A 20,632-nucleotide genomic window follows, 5' to 3' on the forward strand; every position below is an offset into this window, starting at 1 on the left:
AATATAGAGAAAAGTAGCTCATTTGATGGGCTGCTTTTTTTGTTGTTTTTTTTCGTTGGCGGGGAATGTTGATGGTGGTGATGTTGACCGTTTGAAATAGGGTAGGTAGAAAGATTTTGTTGTTGATTAGGAGGGCGAAATTACGGTTAGAGTATGGGATGATATTGGTGAGCAAGGGCGAAGAGACAGACTTTTAGAGCTTTAATGACCTGTGGGAGTATATGATGAGCCAAGTGGGATGGACAGAGGCGTTATCTGGAGATGAGGCTATGGGGGGAGTCACGCTTAATTGCGACTTTATTTCTTTTCTTGCGAAAGGGTAATGATACCTGCGGATAGGGTGCTTGTATCAGTGATGTTTTTCCAATAAATGTATAGGAGTTTGCGTGTGACCCAATTCGACATTCCTCGCAACGTCTTTTCACCATTTTGCGCACTCGAAGAACCGCCGTTCCCCTCCTGGCGTGAAAACACCTGCGCGATTCAACCATTTACTTGCGACATTTTTAAAATTATTTGTGGAATTCCACTTTTTACTTGCGAAACGTACCACTGTGCATTTTTCAATTTGCGATTCATTCTCCTTATTTGCGAACAACTCTATATACTAGCGACTGGATAATCGTCGATGCAAATGATTTTAATAGAAACATGGCCAATTGACTCATAAAAGCCGTTAGAGGTTTCATGACTTAAGATAATATGTAATCATTGAAGTGGAACGGTCAGTAACGGTGTCCGGAGATGAGGCCATGTCCGGAATCACGCTTATTTGCGAAATAGCTTCACGTCTCATTTTAGTTTGCGTTTATGATAGGGTACTTACATGAAACGCTCTCCACCATGATACCTGAACTTCACAGAAGTTGACTTCTTCCTTCCAATTCTCTAGGATTATACAAAAGAACGTTTTCGCTGTGAAAGGGTGGGTCTCTTGAGAGGAACTTCTGGCAGTACGATTGAATTGTTTTTAAGGTGGCTTGAGGAAGAGGGAAAGTCAGGCAAGACGATTTTGACGTATCAGCAGGAGCTTAAGAAGTTTGATCAGTGGCTGGGGGAGCGCGGTGTGGTCCTTGAAGAAATCGGCCATGATGATGTTCAGGAATATATGATTCATTTGGAAGAGCAGGGGAAGAGTCCGATTACGACCGATAAGGTGCTTGGTGTGATCCGGACGTTGACCCGTTTTTTGAAACGGCCGGACGTTGGCCTTGATATCAGGATCAAGCATGCGCCAAAGAAGGATGAGATTGATGTGCTGACCAAGGAAGAGTGTGAGAGCCTCCTTGCCGAGGTGCGGGAAAGTCGGAATGCACGTAATGAAGCAATCGTTCTCACTCTTCTTCACACAGGTGTACGTGTGTCGGAGCTGTGCGGACTGGATTTGACGGATCTGGAGCTGGACCGGGGAGTCGTGAGGGTGACGGATACCCATGGCGATGAGAGGGTGATCCCGCTGACGGATGCGTTGAAATCCGTTCTGAAAGCCTACCTGGATGAAGTGCAGCCTGTTGGACCCCTGTTTGTGTCGCGGTCCCGTGAACGATTGACGGAGAGATCGGTTCAATATATGTTGAAGAAGTTTCACGTCAATGCCCAGAAGCTGCGCCATACCTTCTGTCAGCAGCTTGTGGACCAGGGAGTGAGCCTGGAGGTGGTCTCAAGGCTTGCTGGTCACCGGGATATCAATGTGACGCGGCGATACGTGAAGACAGCGGTGGGGGGTTCTGAGCTAGAGCGTGCCATCAGGGAGACATTTTCCCATAAGGGATGAGGGCATCATTCTCCTCCGCGGTATGATATAGTAATAGGGAAAAATCGATACGTGATGAGAGGTGTCGCTTATGGATAAAGATGAATTGGCAAGGAAACGATGGATGGCGGTTCCGGCCCATATCCGTGAAAAGTTTGAAGGGAACGTATTTTGCCGGACCTGCGGGGTTACAAGGATTATTGATTACATCGTGGATTCGGCGGACTTTAAAGTCTTGTTGATAGGCACCTGCGCTCAATGTGGAGGGCCTGTTAGCCGCGTTATTGATTAAGAAGAGAGCACATGCAAGGCGGATGGGAGACCATCCGTCTTTTTTATTTGCCATATGGAATCACTTCCGTTGGATTAAGGAAAATCAATACGTGTTTATGAAAGCGCTTTTAAAATATAATCAAAGTACGATTGAAAGAGGGGATGATGACAGTGGTAAGAATATTATTGGCATGCTCTGCTGGGATGTCCACCAGCCTGCTTGTGTCGAAGATGAAGGAAGCAGCTGAATCAAAGGGGATGGAGGCAGAGATTTGGGCTGTGGCTCAGGATAAGGCCTTCGTCGACATGGAACGGGCAGATGTGCTTCTGATTGGGCCTCAGATGAGGTTCATGAAGCGGAAGTATGAGGAGAAGGCGAAAGACTATGGAATCCCGGTGGATTCGATCGACCCGGTTTCCTATGGAAGGGTAGACGGAAAATCGGTGCTGGAAAAAGCGATGGATCTTATAAAAAAATGATCAGGGGGGACCTGGGATGAACAAATTTATGCAGGTATTGGAAAATGTGTTGCTTCCGGTTGCGGATAAATTGAATAATAATCGGTATTTGACGGCGCTTAGGGACGGATTCATGGTGGCCCTGCCGTTGATCATCTTCGGATCGATCTTCGTGGTACTCGCCAATCTTCCGTTCTTGGATAAACTGATTGGGAAAGATGCCTATGCCACGTATCAGTCGGCACTCGGGCCTGCATCCGCTGCGACGCTTACGATCATGGGCTTGTTCGTGATCATCGGCATCGGAAGCAAGCTGACGGAACATTACGGGGGAGAAAGTCTTTATGGAGGAGTGGCTGCCCTTGCTGCCTTCCTGATCCTCACGCCGCAGACGTTTGAAGGGGTCAATGGGGTGATTCCGACATCAAGTCTGGGTGCGCAGGGGATGTTCGTAGGGATTTTGACTGCTTTTACGGCAGCGGAGCTCTACCGGTTCTTCACCCAGAGAGGGTGGACGCTGAAAATGCCGAACGGGGTCCCGGATGCCGTAGCCCGCTCGTTCAGCGCGTTGATTCCGATTACCCTGACCTTGAGTACCTTCCTGATTGTCCGGATCATTTTTGAATACCTTCCATATGGAAGCGTACAGAGCTTTGTATATGATGTGGTTCAGGCTCCCCTTACCTCGCTTGGTTCAGGACTTCCTGCAACCATCGTGGCGGTCCTTCTCATCCAGGTGTTCTGGTTCTTCGGACTACATGGACAGATCATCGTGAACTCTGTATTCGACCCGATCTGGTATGCCCTAGCGAATGAAAATCTGCAGGCATTCCAGGCGGGTGAAGAGCTACCGCATATCGTCAGCAAGCAGTTTATCGATTCCTTCATCGTGGGGATGGGGGGATCGGGTATGACCCTTGCCGTCATTCTCGGCATCTTCATCATCGGGAAGAGCAGACAAATGAAAGAACTGGGTAAGATCGGGGCGCCGGCCGGGCTCTTCAATGTGAATGAGCCGATCATCTTCGGTCTCCCCATCATCATGAATCCCCTTGCCTTCATCCCATGGCTGCTGGCACCGGTGATCGTGGCCGTGTTTACGTACTTTGTCATGGCAACGGGAATCGTTCCCCCACCGACAGGGGTCATCGTCCCATGGACTACACCGACGATCCTGAACGGGGCCCTGGCGACGAATTCATGGCAGGGTGGCGTGCTGCAGGCAGTGAATATCTTCATCGTCTTCACCATTTGGTGGCCGTTCCTGCGACTCATGGATAAACAATACTATGAGCTTGAACGCAGAGGAGAAGGATCAACGGATGTCAATAAGAGTGCATAACGCAATGCGATTTCAAAAAAGGTGGCGAATGTAATGGAACAGCAGCAAGCAGATCTTACGGAAATATCCTTTCAAATCATCCTCTATGCAGGAAACGGAAAGTCATTTGCCATGGAAGCCATACAGGAAGCGAAGCGGAAAGATTTCAAGCGTGCAGATGAACTGATCGTCCAGGCTGGGGAGGAACTGGCGAAAGCCCATGAGTACCAAACAAAGCTCATCCAGCAGGAAGCCATGGGGCAGAGCAATCCGCTCAATGTGCTGCTCATCCATTCGCAGGATCATCTCATGACCTCGATGACCGTCAGGGATCTGGCTGTAGAAATCATTGAAATCTACCGATACAAGGAGTGGGATAAATGAAAAGGGAATTTCCAGAGGGCTTTTGGTGGGGAAGCGCGACTTCCTCCACCCAGCTCGAAGGGGCCGCATCTGAAGGCGGCAAAGGAAAGAATATATGGGATCATTGGTATGAAATCGAACCCGGTCGTTTCTTTGACGGTGTGGGCCCGGAGCAAACGTCGGGCTTCTATCATCGCTATCGTGACGATATTGCATTAATGAAGGAGATCGGTCACAATACGTATCGATTCTCGATCTCATGGTCACGCCTCATCCCAGGGGGAGAAGGCCCGGTGAACGAAGAGGCGGCCACCTTTTATGGGAATGTCATCGATGAGCTCCTGAGGCATGGCATCGAGCCGTTCGTCACACTGTATCACTTCGATATGCCGAAGGAGATGCAGGATCAAGGGGGCTTTGAGAACCGCCGTGTCGCCGAGGCGTTTGCACGCTACGCAAACATCTGCTTTGAGCGGTATGGTGATCGGGTGAAGAAGTGGTTCACATTCAACGAGCCCATTGTTCCTGTTGAGGGCGGCTACCTGTATGATTTCCACTATCCCAATATCGTGGATGGGAAGAAGGCTTCTCAGGTGGCGTATCACACGATGATTGCAAGCGCACTGGCGATCTCGGAATATAGGAAAGTAGGAGACGGCAAGATCGGGATCATCCTCAACCTGACGCCTTCTTATCCGAGGAGTGAGCACCCTGCTGACGTCAAGGCGTCCAGGATAGCGGATCTTTTCTTCAACCGAAGCTTCCTTGATCCATCGGTTCTCGGGGAATATCCACAGGAACTGATCGATCTTCTTGCTGACTATGATCATCTTCCGGCTGTACTTGAAGGAGACCGGGAGCTTCTGAAGCAGAACACCATCGATCTCCTTGGGGTGAATTACTATCAGCCGAGGAGGGTCAAGGCGAAAGCGTATTTGCCGAATCCGGAGGCACCGTTCATGCCTGAATGGTTCTTCGATCACTATGAGATGCCGGGAAGGAAGATGAATCCGTATCGTGGGTGGGAAATCTACGAAAAAGGCATCTACGATATCATGATGAATCTGAAAGAAAACTACGGGAATATCGAGTCGTTCGTTTCCGAGAACGGGATGGGTGTCCAGGATGAGGGGCGCTTCGAGAAAGAAGGCATGATCCATGACGATTACCGGATCGACTTCATCCGGGGCCATCTCGAGTGGCTCCATGCGGCCATTCAAGAAGGATGTCAGGCGAAGGGGTATCATCTGTGGACGTTCATGGACAACTGGTCCTGGATGAACGCGTATAAAAATCGTTATGGATTCTATCAGGTGGATCTCGATACAATGGAGAGGAAGCCGAAGAAGAGTGCCCATTGGTTCAGGGAAGTATCGATGCAAAATGGATTCTGAGCAGTGGCAAGAAGGATGGCGGAAGGGAGGAACGGGGCATGAATACGCGATTCAAACGGATTTTAAAAGAATTGATGGCGGTTGACGGCCTGGTGACGGGCAGTCATCTGGCCGGTGTGTCCCGGGTTTCCTCCCGGACGGTCCGGGAAGATGTGAAGCAATTGAATGATTGCCTGGAGGGACACGGTGCCGTCATCAGGGCGGTCCGTGGAAGGGGCTATACCCTTGAGGTCAAGGAGGAATCCGTCTTTAAGACCTTCCTGCAGCAACTTCTTGAGGTCGGGACTGATAAGCCGGTTGCTCCTGAGCAGCGCGTAGGCTATCTTGTCAGACGCTTCCTTCAGACAGATGGCTACTTGAAGATCCAGGACCTCGCCGATGAGATCCACGTGAGCTTTTCCACGCTGCAGAATGATTTGAAGGATGTTAAGGATATCCTCAGCCGCTATGACCTGCTGCTGGTCAAAAAGCCGAATTACGGCCTGAAGGTGGAAGGCGAGGAAGTGAACGTCCGGTTCTGCCTTGCCGAATACGTCATCGATCGTACCACGCCGGTCCGCAGGCAGATCCAGACCCTTCCCGATCTGCATGATGAGGAGCGTCTGGCTTTGATCTGGACGGTGGTGGAAAAGTATGTGGATCGCCACGGACTTCAGATGTCCGATATTGCCATGAACAACCTGGTTATCCACATTGCGATTGCCTGTAAGCGGATGATGTCGGGGAATCTCATATCCGCCATCACCCTCCAGATGGAGGAGATCCTTAAGGAAAAAGAGTACACCATCGCAGAGAAGATGGTGGAGGAGCTCAATGAAGTGCTGGAGGTGCGTTTTCCGCAGGTTGAGATCGCCTATATTGCCCTTCATTTATTGGGTACGCGCCTTGTGACGGAGCAGCGGCTTGAAGTCGAGTATCTGCAAGATGTAAAAGGTGAGGGGTATGCCACGCTCGTTGATGATATCCTTCTCGCAGTCGAGCGTGAATGGAAGATCCGCCTGACGGAAGATGAAGAACTGCGCGCAGCCCTCCTCATCCATCTGAAGCCAGCCATCAACCGATTCCGCTACGGCATGAATATCCGCAATCCCCTATTGGACGATATCAAGAAGAACTATCCCGTTGCATTCGAAGCAGGGGTCGTCGCCGGCAGGATCATCGATGAAAACATGGAGGTGCAGATCGATGAAAACGAGATCGGTTACTTGGCTCTGCACCTGGGAGCGGCCATCGAACGGCAAAATCTAGCCGGATCAGGGCCAAAGCGCGTCATCATCGTTTGTGCATCCGGTGCAGGAAGCGCCCGTATGATCAAGTATAAGCTTCAATCGAAATTCCGCCATGAAATGGACGTAGTGGCCACCACCGAATACTACCATCTGAAGAACCACAACTTGGAGGAAATCGACTTCATCATTTCCTCCATTCCCCTGGAAGAAGACCTCCCCGTGCCCGTCATACATGTAAGAACCATCTTATCAGGAGAAGACTATGCCAGGATCCAGTCTCATCTGGATCTCCAGCCGCATTCACACCTGGCCTATTTGAGGAGGGATTGCCTGTGGGTAAATGAACACTATTCCACAAAGGAAGAAGTACTCTCCGGACTGACAGATAAACTGGTGAAAAAAGGGCTCGTCGACCCTACCTTTTTTGACAGCGTAATGCGACGGGAAGAGATTGCCTCCACCTCTTTCGGTCCTCTTTTGGCCGTTCCCCATCCGATTTCTCCACAGTGGGATGAGACCTTTCTCGCCATCTGTTCCCTTGAAAAGCCGGTAGTATGGAATGGTGAGCCTGTGCAGCTCGTCTGTATCCTGAATGTAAAAAAGGAAAGTACCGAAGACCTGCAAATGGTCTATGCCTTTTTAACCGGTTTGGTGGAGAACCAGGAGCTGGTCCAAAAATGTCTCAGGTCACGGTCTGTAAGCGAGCTGTGGGAGATCCTGACCGGCGTCTGAATATGCCATCGATCCCTTTTGACCTCATCCGCCCTGGGCGGTATAATCTGGTATGAATGGCTTTAGGGAGAGGATTCAGGTGCACGTCGAAGAAGTAAGGAAACACCTCCATGCTTTCAAGGATGATGCCGGCCAGGGAGTGATCCAAAAGCTCGACCTGGAAAAGGAGGAGCGCCTCCTGAACAGGATGGCGGATCTGGAACCCTGCGATGAGTGTGAATCGGGGCTGATGGAGCTTGGAGAAGAATATAAGAGATTGAGAGCAAGATTGCCTGAACTGGAGAAAGCGGATTTTCGTTCACATAGGAAAGTGCTGAACAAGCTGTTGAATCATGTCCATAAGGTTCATAAGGTGGTGCCCCAGAACTACTATATTGGTGTATTCATGCCGCTTGGCCTGACCTTCGGAATGCTGATCGGCCTGGGATTCCTCGAGAATATGGTCTATGGCTTCACCTTGGGGATTTCAATCGGTATCGCCATCGGTGCCGGACTTGACGCGAAAAGCAAAAAAGATGGATTGACGTTTTAAAAAGAAGGATGACGATAGGGTCATCCTTCTTTTTTGTTCTGTTATACGACCGTTTAAGCAAATGACATCCGGTTTATCAACAGGTTATCCACTTTAAACAAACGTTTGATTTAATAACGCCTGCCGGATCCGTTCCTTTGCCCCCTTTCGCCACTTCTTCACAGCTTCGGGTGACACACCTTCCATGTCGGCGATTTCGCTGATCGACAGCATATGAAGGGAGTGAGCGATGACCCACTTCTTCTGATTGGCCGTAAGGTTCTCGCAGTAGGAGAGGAGGATTTCCACCGATAGGGTGTCCAAATCGTCACCGCCTGCTTCCGTGGCTCCCTCCTCCAGTGCGACCCCACGCTCTTCTACCTGTACTTCCCTCTTTAGCTCAGACAGAATCCGTCCCCTGATATACGAATAAGCGAAGGACGTGAACGTTCCTTTAGATGGTTCAAATTTCATATATGCCTCCCAGAGGGCGATCAAGCCGGTCTGGTAATAGTCATGATGATTCTTATAGATGCGCAGGGTGTGGATGATTTTGTGGATCATCTGGCTGTACTGTTCATGGACGAGTTCAAATGGTTCCATCTTCGATTCCTTTTGAGCAGGCGCCGCTCTGTTTTCCCGGTATATCCACAGTAAGGGAGAAAAGGATGGGTGGCAAAAGCCCCAATCAGCCCTGCATCAGGGGGTAAAGCCGCTTGGACCTGTGGATAACGGAAGTTTCTTTTAAGAAAACCTCAAGTTTTCTGTCAATTCAAGAAAAGTGAAAATTGATTAATGAATTTGTCATAATTTATGGTGAGGTTGTCTACACAGATATACAAATATTGCCACTGTCTTCTTATATGATAGAGTTCATAGATTGGAGGGACGAGTGGATGAGAATCGGATTGGTTGTGTTGGGACTATTGACCTCCTCGGTGGTGATCGGAGGCAAGTATCACTGGGAAGGGGAGGTGAAGGAAGTGCAGGCGTCGGCTTATGCCTCGCACCAGGATGTGCTGGCAGGAGAACGTGCAGAAGCGGAGGAGAAAGCAGAAAAGGAAAGGCATCGGATGCAGATATTGGACAGGATCAATGGGTTACCACGTGATGTTCAGCCGCTCTTCAGGGAAAAAGCGGCCCAAGGAAAGCCTGTACGCATGATGATTGCCGGGTCATCCTCGACATCGGATGAAGCAGGAGCCTGGCCGGATACGGTGAAAGAGGCCTTGACGAAAGAATACGGAGAAGAGCTCCTCTCCGTCTCCATCCATGAAGTCGGAAGAAGGACATCCAGAGAGGTGGTGAAGGATGGACTTCATCTTCCACTGGCGAAAGAAAAGCCGGATCTACTCCTTTTGGAACCGTTTCTTCTTGCGGATAATAGTCGCATCGATATGAAGGAAAGGCTGAAGAATCTTACTGCCATCCTGGATGCGTTCAAGAAAGAGAATCCTGATATCATGATTCTTCTACAGCCTTCCAACCCCATCCCCGATGCTCACTATTACCCAATGGAAGAGAAGAAGCTGAGAGAGTATGCCAAGGATCATCACTATCCATACATAGATCATTGGAAGGCTTGGAAGGATGTCGAATCTCAGGTGACAAAGAAGGAGCTGCCGAATAAGGATGGGAATGCAGTATGGGCGTCCTTCATGGTGGATTATTTTGTGGATAAGTCCCATTGAACCCGGCGTGTGCCGGGTTTTACTTTTAGCTTTAAATAGATCTTTGTATACACGAAATATCCTGCAAAAGGTAAAAAACCTAATAAATAACTATTCTGAAATATCTTTATTTAAAAAACATTTGACAGTATATCGATTAAAGTTGTATATTATATTTTGTGGACTTCTAAATAAAACTTTATTAGGATAATAAAGTCAACCCACTACAACTAAATAGTATGGCTTAATCGATCGAGCGGAGGAATCATGCAAGTGGTATTTCAATACCTTGGGGTGAATCCTTTTACCAGGTAGGGAACTCTCAATCCCGAATCCGACAGTTAACTCCGTATGCCAGTTGAGAGAAAGAACCTTTATTTTTCAACCAAAAGGCTGTTCTTTCTTAAGAACGGTCTTTTTTTGCTTTACGCACATCATCCAAGAGGGGGACCATCTATGAAAAAAATTCGTTTCGGTTTAGCCACCCAGATCTTCGTCGGGTTGATCCTGGGTATCCTTGTCGGGGTCATCTGGTTTAATGACCCGCGTGTTGCTACGTATCTCCAGCCGTTGGGAGACCTTTTCCTTCGTTTGATTAAAATGATTGTCATTCCGATCGTCATCTCCACTCTCATCGTCGGTGTGGCAGGTACCGGGAACGGAAAGGCTTTCGGCCGTCTTGGGGCAAAGACGATCATCTACTTCGAGGTCATCACGACCGTCGCCATCATCCTCGGGATCATCCTGGCGAACGTGTTCCATCCTGGAAGTCACGTCAACCTAGGATCTGTTGAGAAGACAGACATCCAATCCTACGTGGATACATCAGAAGACCAGAAAGACAAAACCATCGCAGAAACCTTCCTGCATATTGTTCCGACAAACTTCTTCCAATCCATCGCGGAAGGGGACATGCTGGCCATCATCTTCTTCTCCGTGCTATTCGGACTTGGAGTGGCAGCCATCGGGGAACGGGGGAAACCGGTCGTTCAATTCTTTGACGCCGTTTCCCATGCCATGTTCCACGTCGTCAACATGGTCATGAAGGTCGCACCACTCGGCGTATTCGCCCTGATCGGGGTAACCGTATCTAAATTCGGGATCGATTCCCTGGTATCACTCGGCAAGCTTGTCGGCCTCGTCTATGCGGCCTTGATCTTCTTCCTGATCGTCGTATTGGGACTGGTGGCCAAATGGGCCGGAGTGAACATCTTCACTCTACTTAAATACTTGAAGGATGAGCTTCTACTCGCCTTCAGTACATCGAGCTCCGAGACCGTACTTCCACGCGTCATGGAGAAGCTTGAAAAGATGGGTTGCCCGAAGGCCATCGTATCCTTCGTCGTACCGATCGGGTACACCTTCAACCTTGATGGATCGGTCCTGTATCAGGCCATCGCCGCCCTGTTCCTCGCGCAGGTCTACGGCATCGACCTTTCCATCATGCAACAGATCACCCTCATCCTTGTCCTTATGGTGACATCGAAAGGGATGGCTGCTGTACCTGGTACATCCTTCGTCGTCCTCCTTGCCACGTTAGGTACCATCGGGGTACCGGCAGAAGGCCTTGCCTTCATCGCAGGGGTCGACAGGATCATGGATATGGCCCGTACCGTCGTCAACTTAACAGGTAACACACTTGCCGCTATCGTCATGTCCAAATCAGAAGGACAGTATGACGCAGATCATGGAAATGAAGTCATGAAGGCTGGTTAGGAAAAACCTCCGCTCAAGAATCGATTGAGCGGGGGTTTTTTTGTCATTCATTCTTTACAAATCCCTAATATCTCTTCCATATTCCCTTCATATCCAGGGGCTAGACTGGATGAAAAAGGCGAAGGATGTGGACCGCATGTTCCATTTGATCAAATCAGACTACAGGGCATATGGGTTATCCCCGAAAGGATTGATCATCAGCTTCTTCAATGCTTCGACCTTCTGGCTTGTTGTGATGTACCGGATCGGGCACGCCCTTCATGTAAAGCGGGTGCCGCTCATTCCCAGGATCCTCCGGTCGGCAGGTATCATCTTCTATGGTGCCGAGATTTCCTACGGTGCCAAAATCGGTCCCGGCTTCCGGATTGCCCACTCGGTTGGGGTGGTGATCGGAACGAAAGTGAAGGCCGGGGCAAACCTGGAGGTGTTCCAAAATGTCACGATCGGGGGCAGGGACCAGGAGCGGAATGGTCAAATAAAGCCGATCATCGGTGATAATGTGACCATCTTCACGGGGGCTGTCGTTGCCGGTCCCGTCATCATCGGGGATAATGTGTCAGTCGGGGCGAATTCAGTCGTGACGAAGGATATCCAGCCGGATGTGATCGTTGCGGGAGCGCCTGCCAGGCCGGTGGGGAAGGTAGAGGTGGCGCATTCTTTGAGGAGTATGAGCGTATAGGAAAGACCGTCCAAGAGATTGGACGGTCTTTTCTATACTATTAGTCTATCAAGCCGTTCCAGCTTTCAGCAGCATTCCATCAAGGGGTCTTCCCATGATGGTTTCTGTCCAGGATGATGTCTGCAATAATGTGGAGAGATCGGTTCCAGTATCAATCCCCATCTGATGAAACATATTGACCATATCTTCTGTGCACACGTTACCGACTGCCTTAGGGGCAAATGGACAGCCTCCGAGGCCGGAAATCGAAGAATCAAAGCGGCGGACCCCAGCCTGGTAGCCAGCCAACGTATTGGCAAGTCCCAGCCCGCGGGTGTTATGGAAGTGGAGGCCGAGTTTCATGTCTTCTCCAAACTCCCTGTGGAACATCTTCACCAGATCATGGACCTGCTGGGGATTCGCCATGCCTGTTGTATCGGCCAGGGTGATCCCTGTACATCCTGCATGAAGGAAACGTTCAGCCACATGAAGGACAGTGCTGGATTCCACCTTGCCTTCGAAAGGGCATCCGAAAGCGGTGCCGAGGACACCGAGCACGTCTTTGGAGGCAGCGGAGCCTTCAAGGATGACGTCCTCAAGCTCGGTAACCGATTGGGCGACCGTCCGTTTGACATTCTTGAGATTGAAGCTGTCGCTTGTCGTCGTGACGACATGGAGACAGTCGACATCCGTCGTAAGGGCCCTTGTCAGGCCCGAGCGACTCAGGATGAGTCCTGCGTATGTGACCCCGTCGCCTTTGGGGAGTGCGTTGAGCACCTCTTCTGCATCTGCCATTTGAGGGACGACGGTAGGGTTGACGAACGAAACAGCTTCGAAATAACGAACACCAGATTCAATCAGACGTGTAATCAGCTCGGCTTTTTCCTCAGTGCTGAGGATTTTAGGCTCATTCTGGAGCCCGTCACGTGGACCTACTTCACAGATTTCTATCATCCTGGATCCTCCTTTTACTGTTTGGCGCTTTTTATCTTATCCAAATGCTTCAAGACATGATCCCGTCCCTGGTAGATGTGTTCGTGCATGGCGATTCTGGCCCTTTCAGGCTCTTTATTCTGTATGGCCTGCAGAATGATTTTGTGGATTTCCAATGATCGTTTTAATTGATTGTCATCATACCAATAGAATGATCTATAAACGATAGGGACGACAACCACTTTCGACAGATGAAAATGCAGATGGGCGTTGTTCGCTGCGTGGATGATCACTTCATGAAACTGCTGGTTCACATCAACGATTTCCTTGACCCTGACCAGGTCGGATTCCCCATAATCTTGAATGACCTTTTCATATTGAATGTTCGCGCTCTCCATTTTGACTAAATCCTCTTCTGTCCGATGGATGGCTGCCTGGCTTGCAGCATACCCCTCGAGGAGAGTCCTGAGGTCATAGATCTGCCGGATGTCTTCATTAGTGAAGTTTCGGACACTCACGCCCCGTTTCAGGGGGACAACCAACCCGTCTGCTTCAAGGTGCCGGATGGCTTCCCTGATCGGTGTTCTGCTAAGATTCAGTTCCTTGGCAAGGAATTCTTCTCCCAATCGCATACCCGGGGTATAACGACCGTCAATGATTGCGCCTTTAATATATTTGTATGCATCCATACCAACACCTCATGTACATTGTATACAATAAAACTAAAATTCACAATATTTAATAAATAAAAGCGCTTTATTTAAATAGTTATTGACTAATTGTATACAAGAAGTTAAATTTGTATACAAGATTAAGAAAATTCTAACAAGGAGAGGATCATGTGGAGGAACAAAAGCTTCCATTGGAGGACTTGCGAGTGGTGGAACTGGGGACCTTGCTGGCCGGACCTTTCAGCGGCAGGATGCTGGCTGATTTCGGAGCTGAAGTGATCAAGGTGGAGCCTCCGGGCAAATCGGATCCCATGAGAAATTGGGGGAAGTCCAAAGACGGGATCGGTCTATGGTGGCCGATTCAATCGAGGAATAAGAAGTCGATCACGCTCAATCTCAGAGAAGAGAAAGGACAGGAAATCTTAAAGGAGCTTGTGAAAGAAACAGATATCATCATTGAAAACTTCCGACCTGGAACGATGGAAAAGTGGAATCTATCATATGAGGAACTCTCTGCCATCAACCCCCGCCTCATCATGGTACGGACATCAGGTTTCGGTCAAACGGGCCCATATAAAAATCGTGCGGGTTTTGGAAGTGTCGGAGAGGCCATGGGTGGGCTGAGGAATGTGACAGGATTTGAGGATCGTCCTCCCTCCCGCATAGGAGTATCGGTAGGAGATACGCTGGCCGCTCTCTTTGCCACGATCGGTTGTTTGGTGGCGGTACATGAGAGAAATCATTCGGGTAAAGGTCAGGTGGTGGATACGGCCCTGTATGAATCGGTTTTCTCCATTATGGAAAGTCTGATTCCCGATTATCTCCTTGCCGGGTATGTAAGGGAACGGATGGGGAATATCCTGCCGGGAGTAGCCCCGTCCAATATCTATTTCACAAAAGATCGCACCTATATCGTGATAGGGGCAAACTCTGATGGGGTATTTTCGCGCTTGTGTGAGGCAATGGGGAACCCTGGCCTTGCAGAGGATGAGCGGTTTTCCACTCATTATGCCCGGGGTGAAAATATGAAGCTCATTGATTCCATCATAGAGGAATGGACAAAATCCTTGGATGCACAAGAGGCACTGGAGATCCTTGCTGAGAAAGGAGTGCCTTCGGGGTTGATTTACACGGCAAAGGAAATCCTGGAGGATCCTCATTATAAGGAGAGGGAGATGATTCTCAAGGTTGACCATCCTGATCTGGGTGAATTCCCCATGCCTGGAATCGTTCCAAAGCTCAGTCGAACACCTGGAAGGGTCAAAGAAGCCGGGGCAGAGAAAATGGGCAAGCATAATATGGAAATCTATTCAGGCATGTTAGGGATGAAGGAAGAGGAAATGGAAACGCTCAAAAAAGAGAATATCATCTGAAAAAAATGTAAGCGCTTGATTTTATTCGTTCAAAGAACAGGAGGAGGAAGAATGAAAGAGAAATCGATTAAGGAACCGATTCGTAAGAAGTGGATTTGGGTCTTCATGGTTTTATTAGTCATGGCCGTAGTACCGTGGTACTTTCCCTCTGCTGCCGTTGAACCATTCATACTCGGCTTTCCCTTATGGGCGTTTATTTCCCTCATTTTTTCGATTGCTCTGTGTGGCTATTTGAGCTGGCTGTGCCGAACTCAGTGGAATCTTGTTGAAGATGAAGAAGAGTCTGAGCGAATGAAGGAGGAGCGATAAGGGATGGAACTTACGTTTGCAGGTGCTGATGGGATTATCATACTCTCGGCTTTTGCCGTGATCATGCTGGTGATCGGGTATTTTTCGGGCAGGGGTGAGAAGAACCTTCACCATTCTCTTTCAGGATATTATCTAGCTGGGCGGAATCTTGGAATCATCGCGCTATTCTTTACTTTATATGCGACTCAATACAGTGGGAATACGATAGTGGGGTACGCCCCTTCGGCCTATCGGACCGGATTTTCTTGGCTTCAATCCATTTCCTTCATGACCATCATCATCGGGATCTATCTTTTATTTGCTCCCAGACTCTATGTTGTAGCGAAGCGCCGCAACTTCATTACACCAACGGATTGGGTGCATCATCGTTTTCAATCAAAGGCCGTGACATTGTTGAGTATCTTTCTCATGCTGTGGGGTCTTGGAAACTATCTATTAGAGCAGCTTGTAGCGATTGGTCATGCGGTTTCAGGTATGACGGGAGGGACAATCCCCTATCAGATCGCTGTTCTTGCTTTTATCTTCGTGATGTTGGCTTATGAATGGATGGGAGGAATGAAAGCGGTTGCTTTCACCGATGTCATGCAGGGGATCATCCTAATGGTGGGCATCATTGTATTCCTCATCGGTGGTCTTTATCTTGTGGGTGGCAATTTTGCAGAAGTTACCCGGTATATTCATGAAATGGAGCCGGTCAAAACCGCCGTTCCGCCGACAGAAGTATCCATTAACTGGTTTAGCATGCTGCTCCTGGTCGGATTAGGTGCAAGTATATACCCACATGCGGTGCAGCGGATCTATTCGGCACAGAGTGAAAGGACGCTTAAGAAATCCTTTTCCAGGATGGCGTGGATGCCCCTCATTACAACAGGCTTGGTGTTTATCGTAGGTATTACAGCCATCATGTTGTATCCAGGCCTGGATACCGTCGGTTCAGAGCAGATCGTCGGCATGATGGCTAACGACATCGCGGCCATCAATCCATTTTATTATTGGATGATGATCATTTTCTTCGGTGGCATCGTGGCGGCCATCGTGTCGACTGCGGATTCAGTCCTTCTGAGCTTCTCTTCCATGATTTCCAATGATGTGTACGGGCGCTTTATGAATCCGCGTGCGTCTGAGCACAGGAAGGTCATGGTTGGAAAGGTGGTCGGGGTTGTGGCTGTCTTCCTGCTTCTATGGGTGGCGTGGAATCCTCCAGGTACTCTGTATGAAATCTTTATTTTGAAATTTGAACTGCTGGTTCAGGTTTTCCCGGCGTTTGTCCTCGGTCTTTATTGGAAAGGGCTTGATAAGAAGGCGGTTTTCTGGGGAATGCTTTTCGGTGCGTTACTTGCTGGGGTCCTTACTCTTACAGGCAATAAAACGATTTATGGTATCCACGGGGGTGTGATCGGTCTTGGATTGAACTTTGTCATCTGTGTGGTAGGATCATGGTTGCTTCCGTCGGCTGCCGATAAGCCGGTTGAACAGGAGGAATATCAAACATTACGCTCTAAAGCCAATTAGCAGGGAAGGAGAATGGCAGATTGATAGAATTCAACCCCAGTCAGTTACATGATAATCAAATGTATAAACTATTAAGTGGATCGGTTGTTCCAAGGCCGATTGCCTGGGTGTCGACCATTTCCGAGGCAGGGGGGTTGAATCTGGCTCCATTCAGTTTCTTTACGGTCGCTTCGCGTAATCCTCCGATGCTCTGTTTCTCCATCGGACCAGGTGTAGGGGAGAGGACAGGTACGGAAAAGGATACATTCGTGAATATAAAAGCGATCGGTGAGTTCGTCGTAAATGTGGTTCCTTCCTCTCTCGGGAATCAAATGCAGGTTACAGCTGAAAACGTGGAGGAAGCAATAGATGAATTTAAAAGGGCAGGCGTTACTCCTGTCGAGAGTCGTACCGTAAGGGCGAAACGGGTGAAAGAAGCGCCGATCCAGATGGAGTGCTGCTTGGAGCAGATGATTTCCCTTGGCTCTGACTGGTTGATCATCGGAAGAGTGACCCATTATCACATTCAGGAAGACGTGTATCTGGGGGATTATAAGGTGGACTTGGACCGTCTTTCTCCCCTGGGGCGCTTGGCAGGGAATTATAGTGAGGTGGGAGAGATCTTTACGCTTCCCAGATGACAAAAGGAAAAAGGCCGGATCCGGCCTTTTTCCTTTATCCTTGTCTCCCAACTTGCCGAAGGTAGGCACGCAGGTCGTCCCCGAGTCCATCCCTCTTCAACGCAAAGTCCACTGTTGCACGTATAAAGCCGAACTTATCGCCGATGTCATACCGCTCCCCGTCGAATTCCTGCGCATAGACTGGATGTGTCCTGCTATAGTGATTGATGGCATCGGTGAGCTGGTATTCGCCTCCTGCTCCGGGTCCGAGGTCTTCAAGGTAGGAGAAGATCTCGGGTGTGAGGATGTAACGGCCCATGATGGCAAGGTCTGATGGGGCATGGGAAGGGTCGGGTTTTTCAATGAGTCCGTCGACGAGGTGGCAGCCCGATCGCGCAGTTTTGGGACCTTTTTGGACGATCCCATATTTTCCGGTTTCGTCGCGGTTGATGCGCTGGACCCCGAGGATGGGACCGCCCAGCTCATCGTAAGCGCTGATGAGCTGCTTCAGGCACGGGACCTCGGAGTCGATGAGATCATCGCCGAGCATGACGGCAAAGGGGGAGTCCCCGATGAACGAGCGTGCGCACAGGACGGCATGCCCGAGTCCGAGGGGCTCCTTCTGCCTGATATAATGGATGTTTGCGAGGTTCGAAATCGATTGGATTTCTTCAAGCTCCTCCCATTTCTCCTTGTCTGCCAAGGTGGATTCGAGTTCATAGGATTTATCGAAGTGATCTTCGATGCTTCTTTTTCCCCGGCCGGTGATGATGATGATATCCGTGATACCGGAAGTGACGGCTTCCTCGATGATGTATTGGATCGTCGGCTTGTCGACGATGGGGAGCATTTCCTTGGGCTGCGCTTTCGTCGCCGGCAGGAACCGTGTCCCCAGACCGGCAGCGGGAATGATGACTTTCGTGACATTCTTCAATCCTATTAGCCTCCTCTTCTTTTTCTCCTATCTTATCAGAATAGGAGCGGGGATATGACATTGGATGCTCTCCTTCGCCATCAGTCGAAGATTTTTCCCGGATTCAGGATTCCTTCAGGGTCGAGGAGAAGCTTGAAGGATTTCATGACCTTGGCGGCCTCTCCATGTTCCTGCTCCTGATACTTTTTCTTGCCGATGCCTACACCGTGTTCGCCTGTGCTGGTCCCTCCTGATCCCAGAGCCTTCAATACGAGCTCTTCATTGATATGAAGGGCTTTTTTCCTTTCTTCCGGTTTCTTCGGATCATAGACGATGCTCGTGTGGAAGTTTCCGTCTCCGACGTGTCCGAAGACGCCCCCAAGGAGCCCGCTGTCTTCGATGAGAGTCCGGGCATGGACGACGAGTTCGGCAAGATGGGATAGGGGAACGCACACATCGGAGCCGAGCATCTTCTTCCCGGGAATATGGCTGAAGGCATAGGAGAGCTCATGTCTTGCCCGCCAGATTTCGCTCCGTTCCTTCGAGCCCGCAGCTCGTTCCCAGTGGCTGCATCCTGCATCCTTCATGAGCTCTTCTGCGAGACTTGCTTCTTCCTCAGCGCCGCCCTTCGTTCCGGCGAATTCGAAGAAGAGGGAATGTTCCTCGGGGAACTCGTACTGACCATATGCATTCACCTGACGGATGCTCTCGGAGTCGACCAGCTCGATCCGCTGGACGGGGATCCCGCTCATGAGGATCATGTGGGCCGCTTCTGCACAGGCTTTCGGGGAAGGAAACGTACAACGCGCGGCGATCAGATGCTCCGGCGTTCCATGCAGCTTCAGGGTGATGCCGGTGATGATGCCGAGGGTTCCTTCTGATCCTGTGAAGAGGCCATTGAGGTGATATCCGCTGGAAGATTTTTTGGCACGGCTGCCGGTGTGGATGACTCTGCCGTCAGCCAGTACCACTTCAAGGTCGAGTACCTGATCCCTCATGGATCCGTATCGGACGGCCGTTGTCCCGCTTGCGTTCGTTGCAGTCATGCCGCCGATGCTTGCATCCGCTCCCGGGTCGATGGGGAAGTAGAGACCATGGCGGTTGATCTGTTTGTTCAGGGCAAGGCGGGTGATGCCGGGCTGGACGGTGACGCTCATATCCTCGGGGCTGAAATGGAGGATGCGGTCCATCCGCGTGAAATCGAGGGAGATTCCGTTCTGGACCGGGATTGCGCCTCCGTCCAATCCGGATCCCGCTCCGTATGGGGTCACGGGGATCCCGTACCGGGAAGCGGTTCGAAGAATGGCCACTACACCTTCCGTATCTTTCGGTGAAGCGACCACATCCGGGCTGACCCCGGGATGATAGGACTCATCATGGCTGTGCTGAAGCAAGGCGGTTTCGTTGATGGTTACGCCGTCTGCTCCAATTGCTTCTATTAATTCATTGATCCATTGGGGATCCATGGGATCACACCTTCCTCGTTTTACTAATTTTCAAAAAAGTCTATTTACAGGTAGGGTATCATACCGTACGATACATGTATACGGTATACCGGGAATGATTCAAACGAGGGGGGACGGGTTTGATCATAAAGAAAACACTTGCAGGTCAGGCGTTCCAGATGCTCAGGAAACAGATTCTTTCAGGGGAGCTGTCCTCAGGGGATGAGCTTCCGGAGAAAAGGCTTGCCGAAGAATATGGGATCAGCCGGACGCCGATCAGGGAAGCGCTGAGGAAACTCGCCGCCGAGGGGCTGGTGACGATTTCTGAAGCGAAGGTCGCCGTTGTCGCTTCCTTTACCGAGGAGGATGGGCTGCAGCATCTGGAGATCAGGGAGCTTCTCGAGGTATATAACCTCGATGTGATCCCGGGATTGGGTGATGGCCTCATGGGTGAACTTGATGACAATCTGGAAGCACAGCACCGTGCGATACTCGAGGACCGATACGATGCATTCATTGACCTGGACCGGCGCTTCCATCTCCTGTTGGCAGCGCCTAATCCGAATCCGAAGCTGAAGGAAATGATCAAATCATCCAATACGGGAGTGAACCGAGCCTTCCTCGGTCTGTCGGGAAGGCTCAGGATGAGTGCGATGGAAGCCTACGAAGAGCATGTTCGCCTTGTCCGATTCCTCAAGGTCGGCGACCGGGAATCAGCGAAAAGGCAAATGCGTCATCATATGACTCAGATCAGACAGCGCATGCAGGGATACTATAGAGAAGATCGATAAAAGGGGG

General features: G+C 50.0%; 21 protein-coding genes and 1 riboswitch. Of the genes, 16 read left to right on the top strand and 5 right to left on the bottom strand.

Annotation, left to right across the window (positions count from 1 at the left end; genetic code table 11):
- Positions 1-934 precede the first annotated feature (934 nt).
- The 8 genes from ACNA6I_RS16505 (at position 935) to ACNA6I_RS16540 (ending at position 8,056) form a co-directional block, all read left to right on the top strand.
- The gene (locus tag ACNA6I_RS16505) at positions 935-1,774 is read left to right on the top strand and encodes a tyrosine-type recombinase/integrase (RefSeq protein ID WP_053072235.1); all 840 of its coding nucleotides are present in this window, start codon (positions 935-937) and stop codon (positions 1,772-1,774) included.
- A gap of 70 nt (positions 1,775-1,844) precedes the next feature.
- Positions 1,845-2,045, top strand: coding sequence for a hypothetical protein (locus ACNA6I_RS16510; protein WP_048006601.1), 201 nt, complete (start codon positions 1,845-1,847; stop codon positions 2,043-2,045).
- Between the two features lie 152 nt (positions 2,046-2,197).
- The gene (locus ACNA6I_RS16515; protein ID WP_048006618.1) at positions 2,198-2,506 is read left to right on the top strand and encodes a PTS sugar transporter subunit IIB; all 309 of its coding nucleotides are present in this window, start codon (positions 2,198-2,200) and stop codon (positions 2,504-2,506) included.
- Between the two features lie 16 nt (positions 2,507-2,522).
- Positions 2,523-3,827 carry a PTS cellobiose transporter subunit IIC gene (celB, locus tag ACNA6I_RS16520; protein ID WP_048006600.1) on the top strand — a complete coding sequence of 435 codons (1,305 nt, stop codon included), beginning with the start codon at positions 2,523-2,525 and terminating at the stop codon, positions 3,825-3,827.
- Between the two features lie 33 nt (positions 3,828-3,860).
- Positions 3,861-4,190, top strand: a complete 330-nt coding sequence (locus ACNA6I_RS16525) for a PTS lactose/cellobiose transporter subunit IIA (RefSeq protein WP_048006599.1) — start codon at positions 3,861-3,863, stop codon at positions 4,188-4,190.
- The gene (locus ACNA6I_RS16530; RefSeq protein ID WP_416313780.1) at positions 4,187-5,563 is read left to right on the top strand and encodes a glycoside hydrolase family 1 protein; all 1,377 of its coding nucleotides are present in this window, start codon (positions 4,187-4,189) and stop codon (positions 5,561-5,563) included. Before ACNA6I_RS16525 ends, ACNA6I_RS16530 begins: the two co-directional genes overlap by 4 nt.
- Before the next feature lie 38 nt (positions 5,564-5,601).
- The gene (locus ACNA6I_RS16535) at positions 5,602-7,524 is read left to right on the top strand and encodes a BglG family transcription antiterminator (protein ID WP_416313781.1); all 1,923 of its coding nucleotides are present in this window, start codon (positions 5,602-5,604) and stop codon (positions 7,522-7,524) included.
- Between the two features lie 79 nt (positions 7,525-7,603).
- A complete protein-coding gene (locus ACNA6I_RS16540; RefSeq protein WP_251528594.1) occupies positions 7,604-8,056 on the top strand; it encodes a PrsW family intramembrane metalloprotease in 453 nt (150 codons plus the stop codon).
- A 93-nt stretch (positions 8,057-8,149) separates the two neighbouring features.
- On the opposite strand, the gene ACNA6I_RS16545 is transcribed toward ACNA6I_RS16540, so the two are convergent.
- A complete protein-coding gene (locus ACNA6I_RS16545) occupies positions 8,150-8,638 on the bottom strand; it encodes a sigma-70 family RNA polymerase sigma factor (protein WP_048006597.1) in 489 nt (162 codons plus the stop codon).
- 293 nt (positions 8,639-8,931) lie between these two features.
- Here ACNA6I_RS16545 and ACNA6I_RS16550 point away from each other — a divergent pair, with 293 nt between their 5' ends.
- The 3 genes from ACNA6I_RS16550 to ACNA6I_RS16560 all read left to right on the top strand — a co-directional run bounded on the left by ACNA6I_RS16550 (position 8,932) and on the right by ACNA6I_RS16560 (position 12,100).
- Positions 8,932-9,726, top strand: a complete 795-nt coding sequence (locus tag ACNA6I_RS16550) for an SGNH/GDSL hydrolase family protein (RefSeq protein ID WP_416313782.1) — start codon at positions 8,932-8,934, stop codon at positions 9,724-9,726.
- Positions 9,727-9,936: 210 nt separating this feature from the next.
- A riboswitch (cyclic di-AMP (ydaO/yuaA leader) is annotated at positions 9,937-10,075 on the top strand.
- A gap of 86 nt (positions 10,076-10,161) precedes the next feature.
- A complete protein-coding gene (locus tag ACNA6I_RS16555; protein ID WP_048013228.1) occupies positions 10,162-11,421 on the top strand; it encodes a cation:dicarboxylate symporter family transporter in 1,260 nt (419 codons plus the stop codon).
- Between the two features lie 109 nt (positions 11,422-11,530).
- A complete protein-coding gene (locus tag ACNA6I_RS16560) occupies positions 11,531-12,100 on the top strand; it encodes a serine O-acetyltransferase (RefSeq protein ID WP_416313783.1) in 570 nt (189 codons plus the stop codon).
- Between the two features lie 48 nt (positions 12,101-12,148).
- Here the strand turns inward: ACNA6I_RS16560 and ACNA6I_RS16565 are convergent, their stop codons facing one another.
- Together ACNA6I_RS16565 and ACNA6I_RS16570 are read right to left on the bottom strand one after the other, a co-directional pair.
- Positions 12,149-13,033 carry a hydroxymethylglutaryl-CoA lyase gene (locus ACNA6I_RS16565; RefSeq protein ID WP_416313784.1) on the bottom strand — a complete coding sequence of 295 codons (885 nt, stop codon included), beginning with the start codon at positions 13,031-13,033 and terminating at the stop codon, positions 12,149-12,151.
- Positions 13,034-13,047: 14 nt separating this feature from the next.
- On the bottom strand, positions 13,048-13,701 hold the full coding sequence (locus ACNA6I_RS16570) for a GntR family transcriptional regulator (protein WP_048006593.1): 654 nt from the start codon (positions 13,699-13,701) through the stop codon (positions 13,048-13,050).
- A 152-nt stretch (positions 13,702-13,853) separates the two neighbouring features.
- Between ACNA6I_RS16570 and ACNA6I_RS16575 the strand changes: the two genes are divergently transcribed.
- The 4 genes from ACNA6I_RS16575 to ACNA6I_RS16590 are packed head-to-tail and all read left to right on the top strand — an operon-like array spanning position 13,854 to position 17,497.
- Positions 13,854-15,056 (top strand): CaiB/BaiF CoA transferase family protein, encoded by a 1,203-nt coding sequence (locus tag ACNA6I_RS16575; protein ID WP_048006592.1) that lies wholly within the window; start codon positions 13,854-13,856, stop codon positions 15,054-15,056.
- A 51-nt stretch (positions 15,057-15,107) separates the two neighbouring features.
- Positions 15,108-15,365, top strand: coding sequence for a hypothetical protein (locus ACNA6I_RS16580; protein WP_048006591.1), 258 nt, complete (start codon positions 15,108-15,110; stop codon positions 15,363-15,365).
- Positions 15,366-15,368: 3 nt separating this feature from the next.
- Positions 15,369-16,877, top strand: a complete 1,509-nt coding sequence (locus tag ACNA6I_RS16585) for a sodium:solute symporter family protein (RefSeq protein WP_048015838.1) — start codon at positions 15,369-15,371, stop codon at positions 16,875-16,877.
- A 59-nt stretch (positions 16,878-16,936) separates the two neighbouring features.
- Complete coding sequence (locus tag ACNA6I_RS16590; protein WP_231578880.1) at positions 16,937-17,497, top strand: flavin reductase family protein; 561 nt, start codon at positions 16,937-16,939, stop codon at positions 17,495-17,497.
- A gap of 34 nt (positions 17,498-17,531) precedes the next feature.
- Here ACNA6I_RS16590 and galU read toward each other — a convergent pair whose 3' ends face one another.
- Entirely contained in the window at positions 17,532-18,410 is an 879-nt protein-coding gene (gene galU, locus ACNA6I_RS16595) for a UTP--glucose-1-phosphate uridylyltransferase GalU (protein WP_053072161.1), read from the bottom strand.
- An 80-nt stretch (positions 18,411-18,490) separates the two neighbouring features.
- On the bottom strand, positions 18,491-19,855 hold the full coding sequence (locus ACNA6I_RS16600) for an FAD-binding oxidoreductase (protein ID WP_416313785.1): 1,365 nt from the start codon (positions 19,853-19,855) through the stop codon (positions 18,491-18,493).
- Positions 19,856-19,974: 119 nt separating this feature from the next.
- Between ACNA6I_RS16600 and ACNA6I_RS16605 the strand changes: the two genes are divergently transcribed.
- Positions 19,975-20,625 carry a GntR family transcriptional regulator gene (locus tag ACNA6I_RS16605; RefSeq protein WP_063190582.1) on the top strand — a complete coding sequence of 217 codons (651 nt, stop codon included), beginning with the start codon at positions 19,975-19,977 and terminating at the stop codon, positions 20,623-20,625.
- Positions 20,626-20,632: the final 7 nt, after the last annotated feature.

Origin of the sequence: Rossellomorea sp. FS2 (assembly GCF_047915635.1) — a bacterium.
Classification (GTDB): Bacteria; Bacillota; Bacilli; order Bacillales; family Bacillaceae_B; genus Rossellomorea; species Rossellomorea marisflavi_A.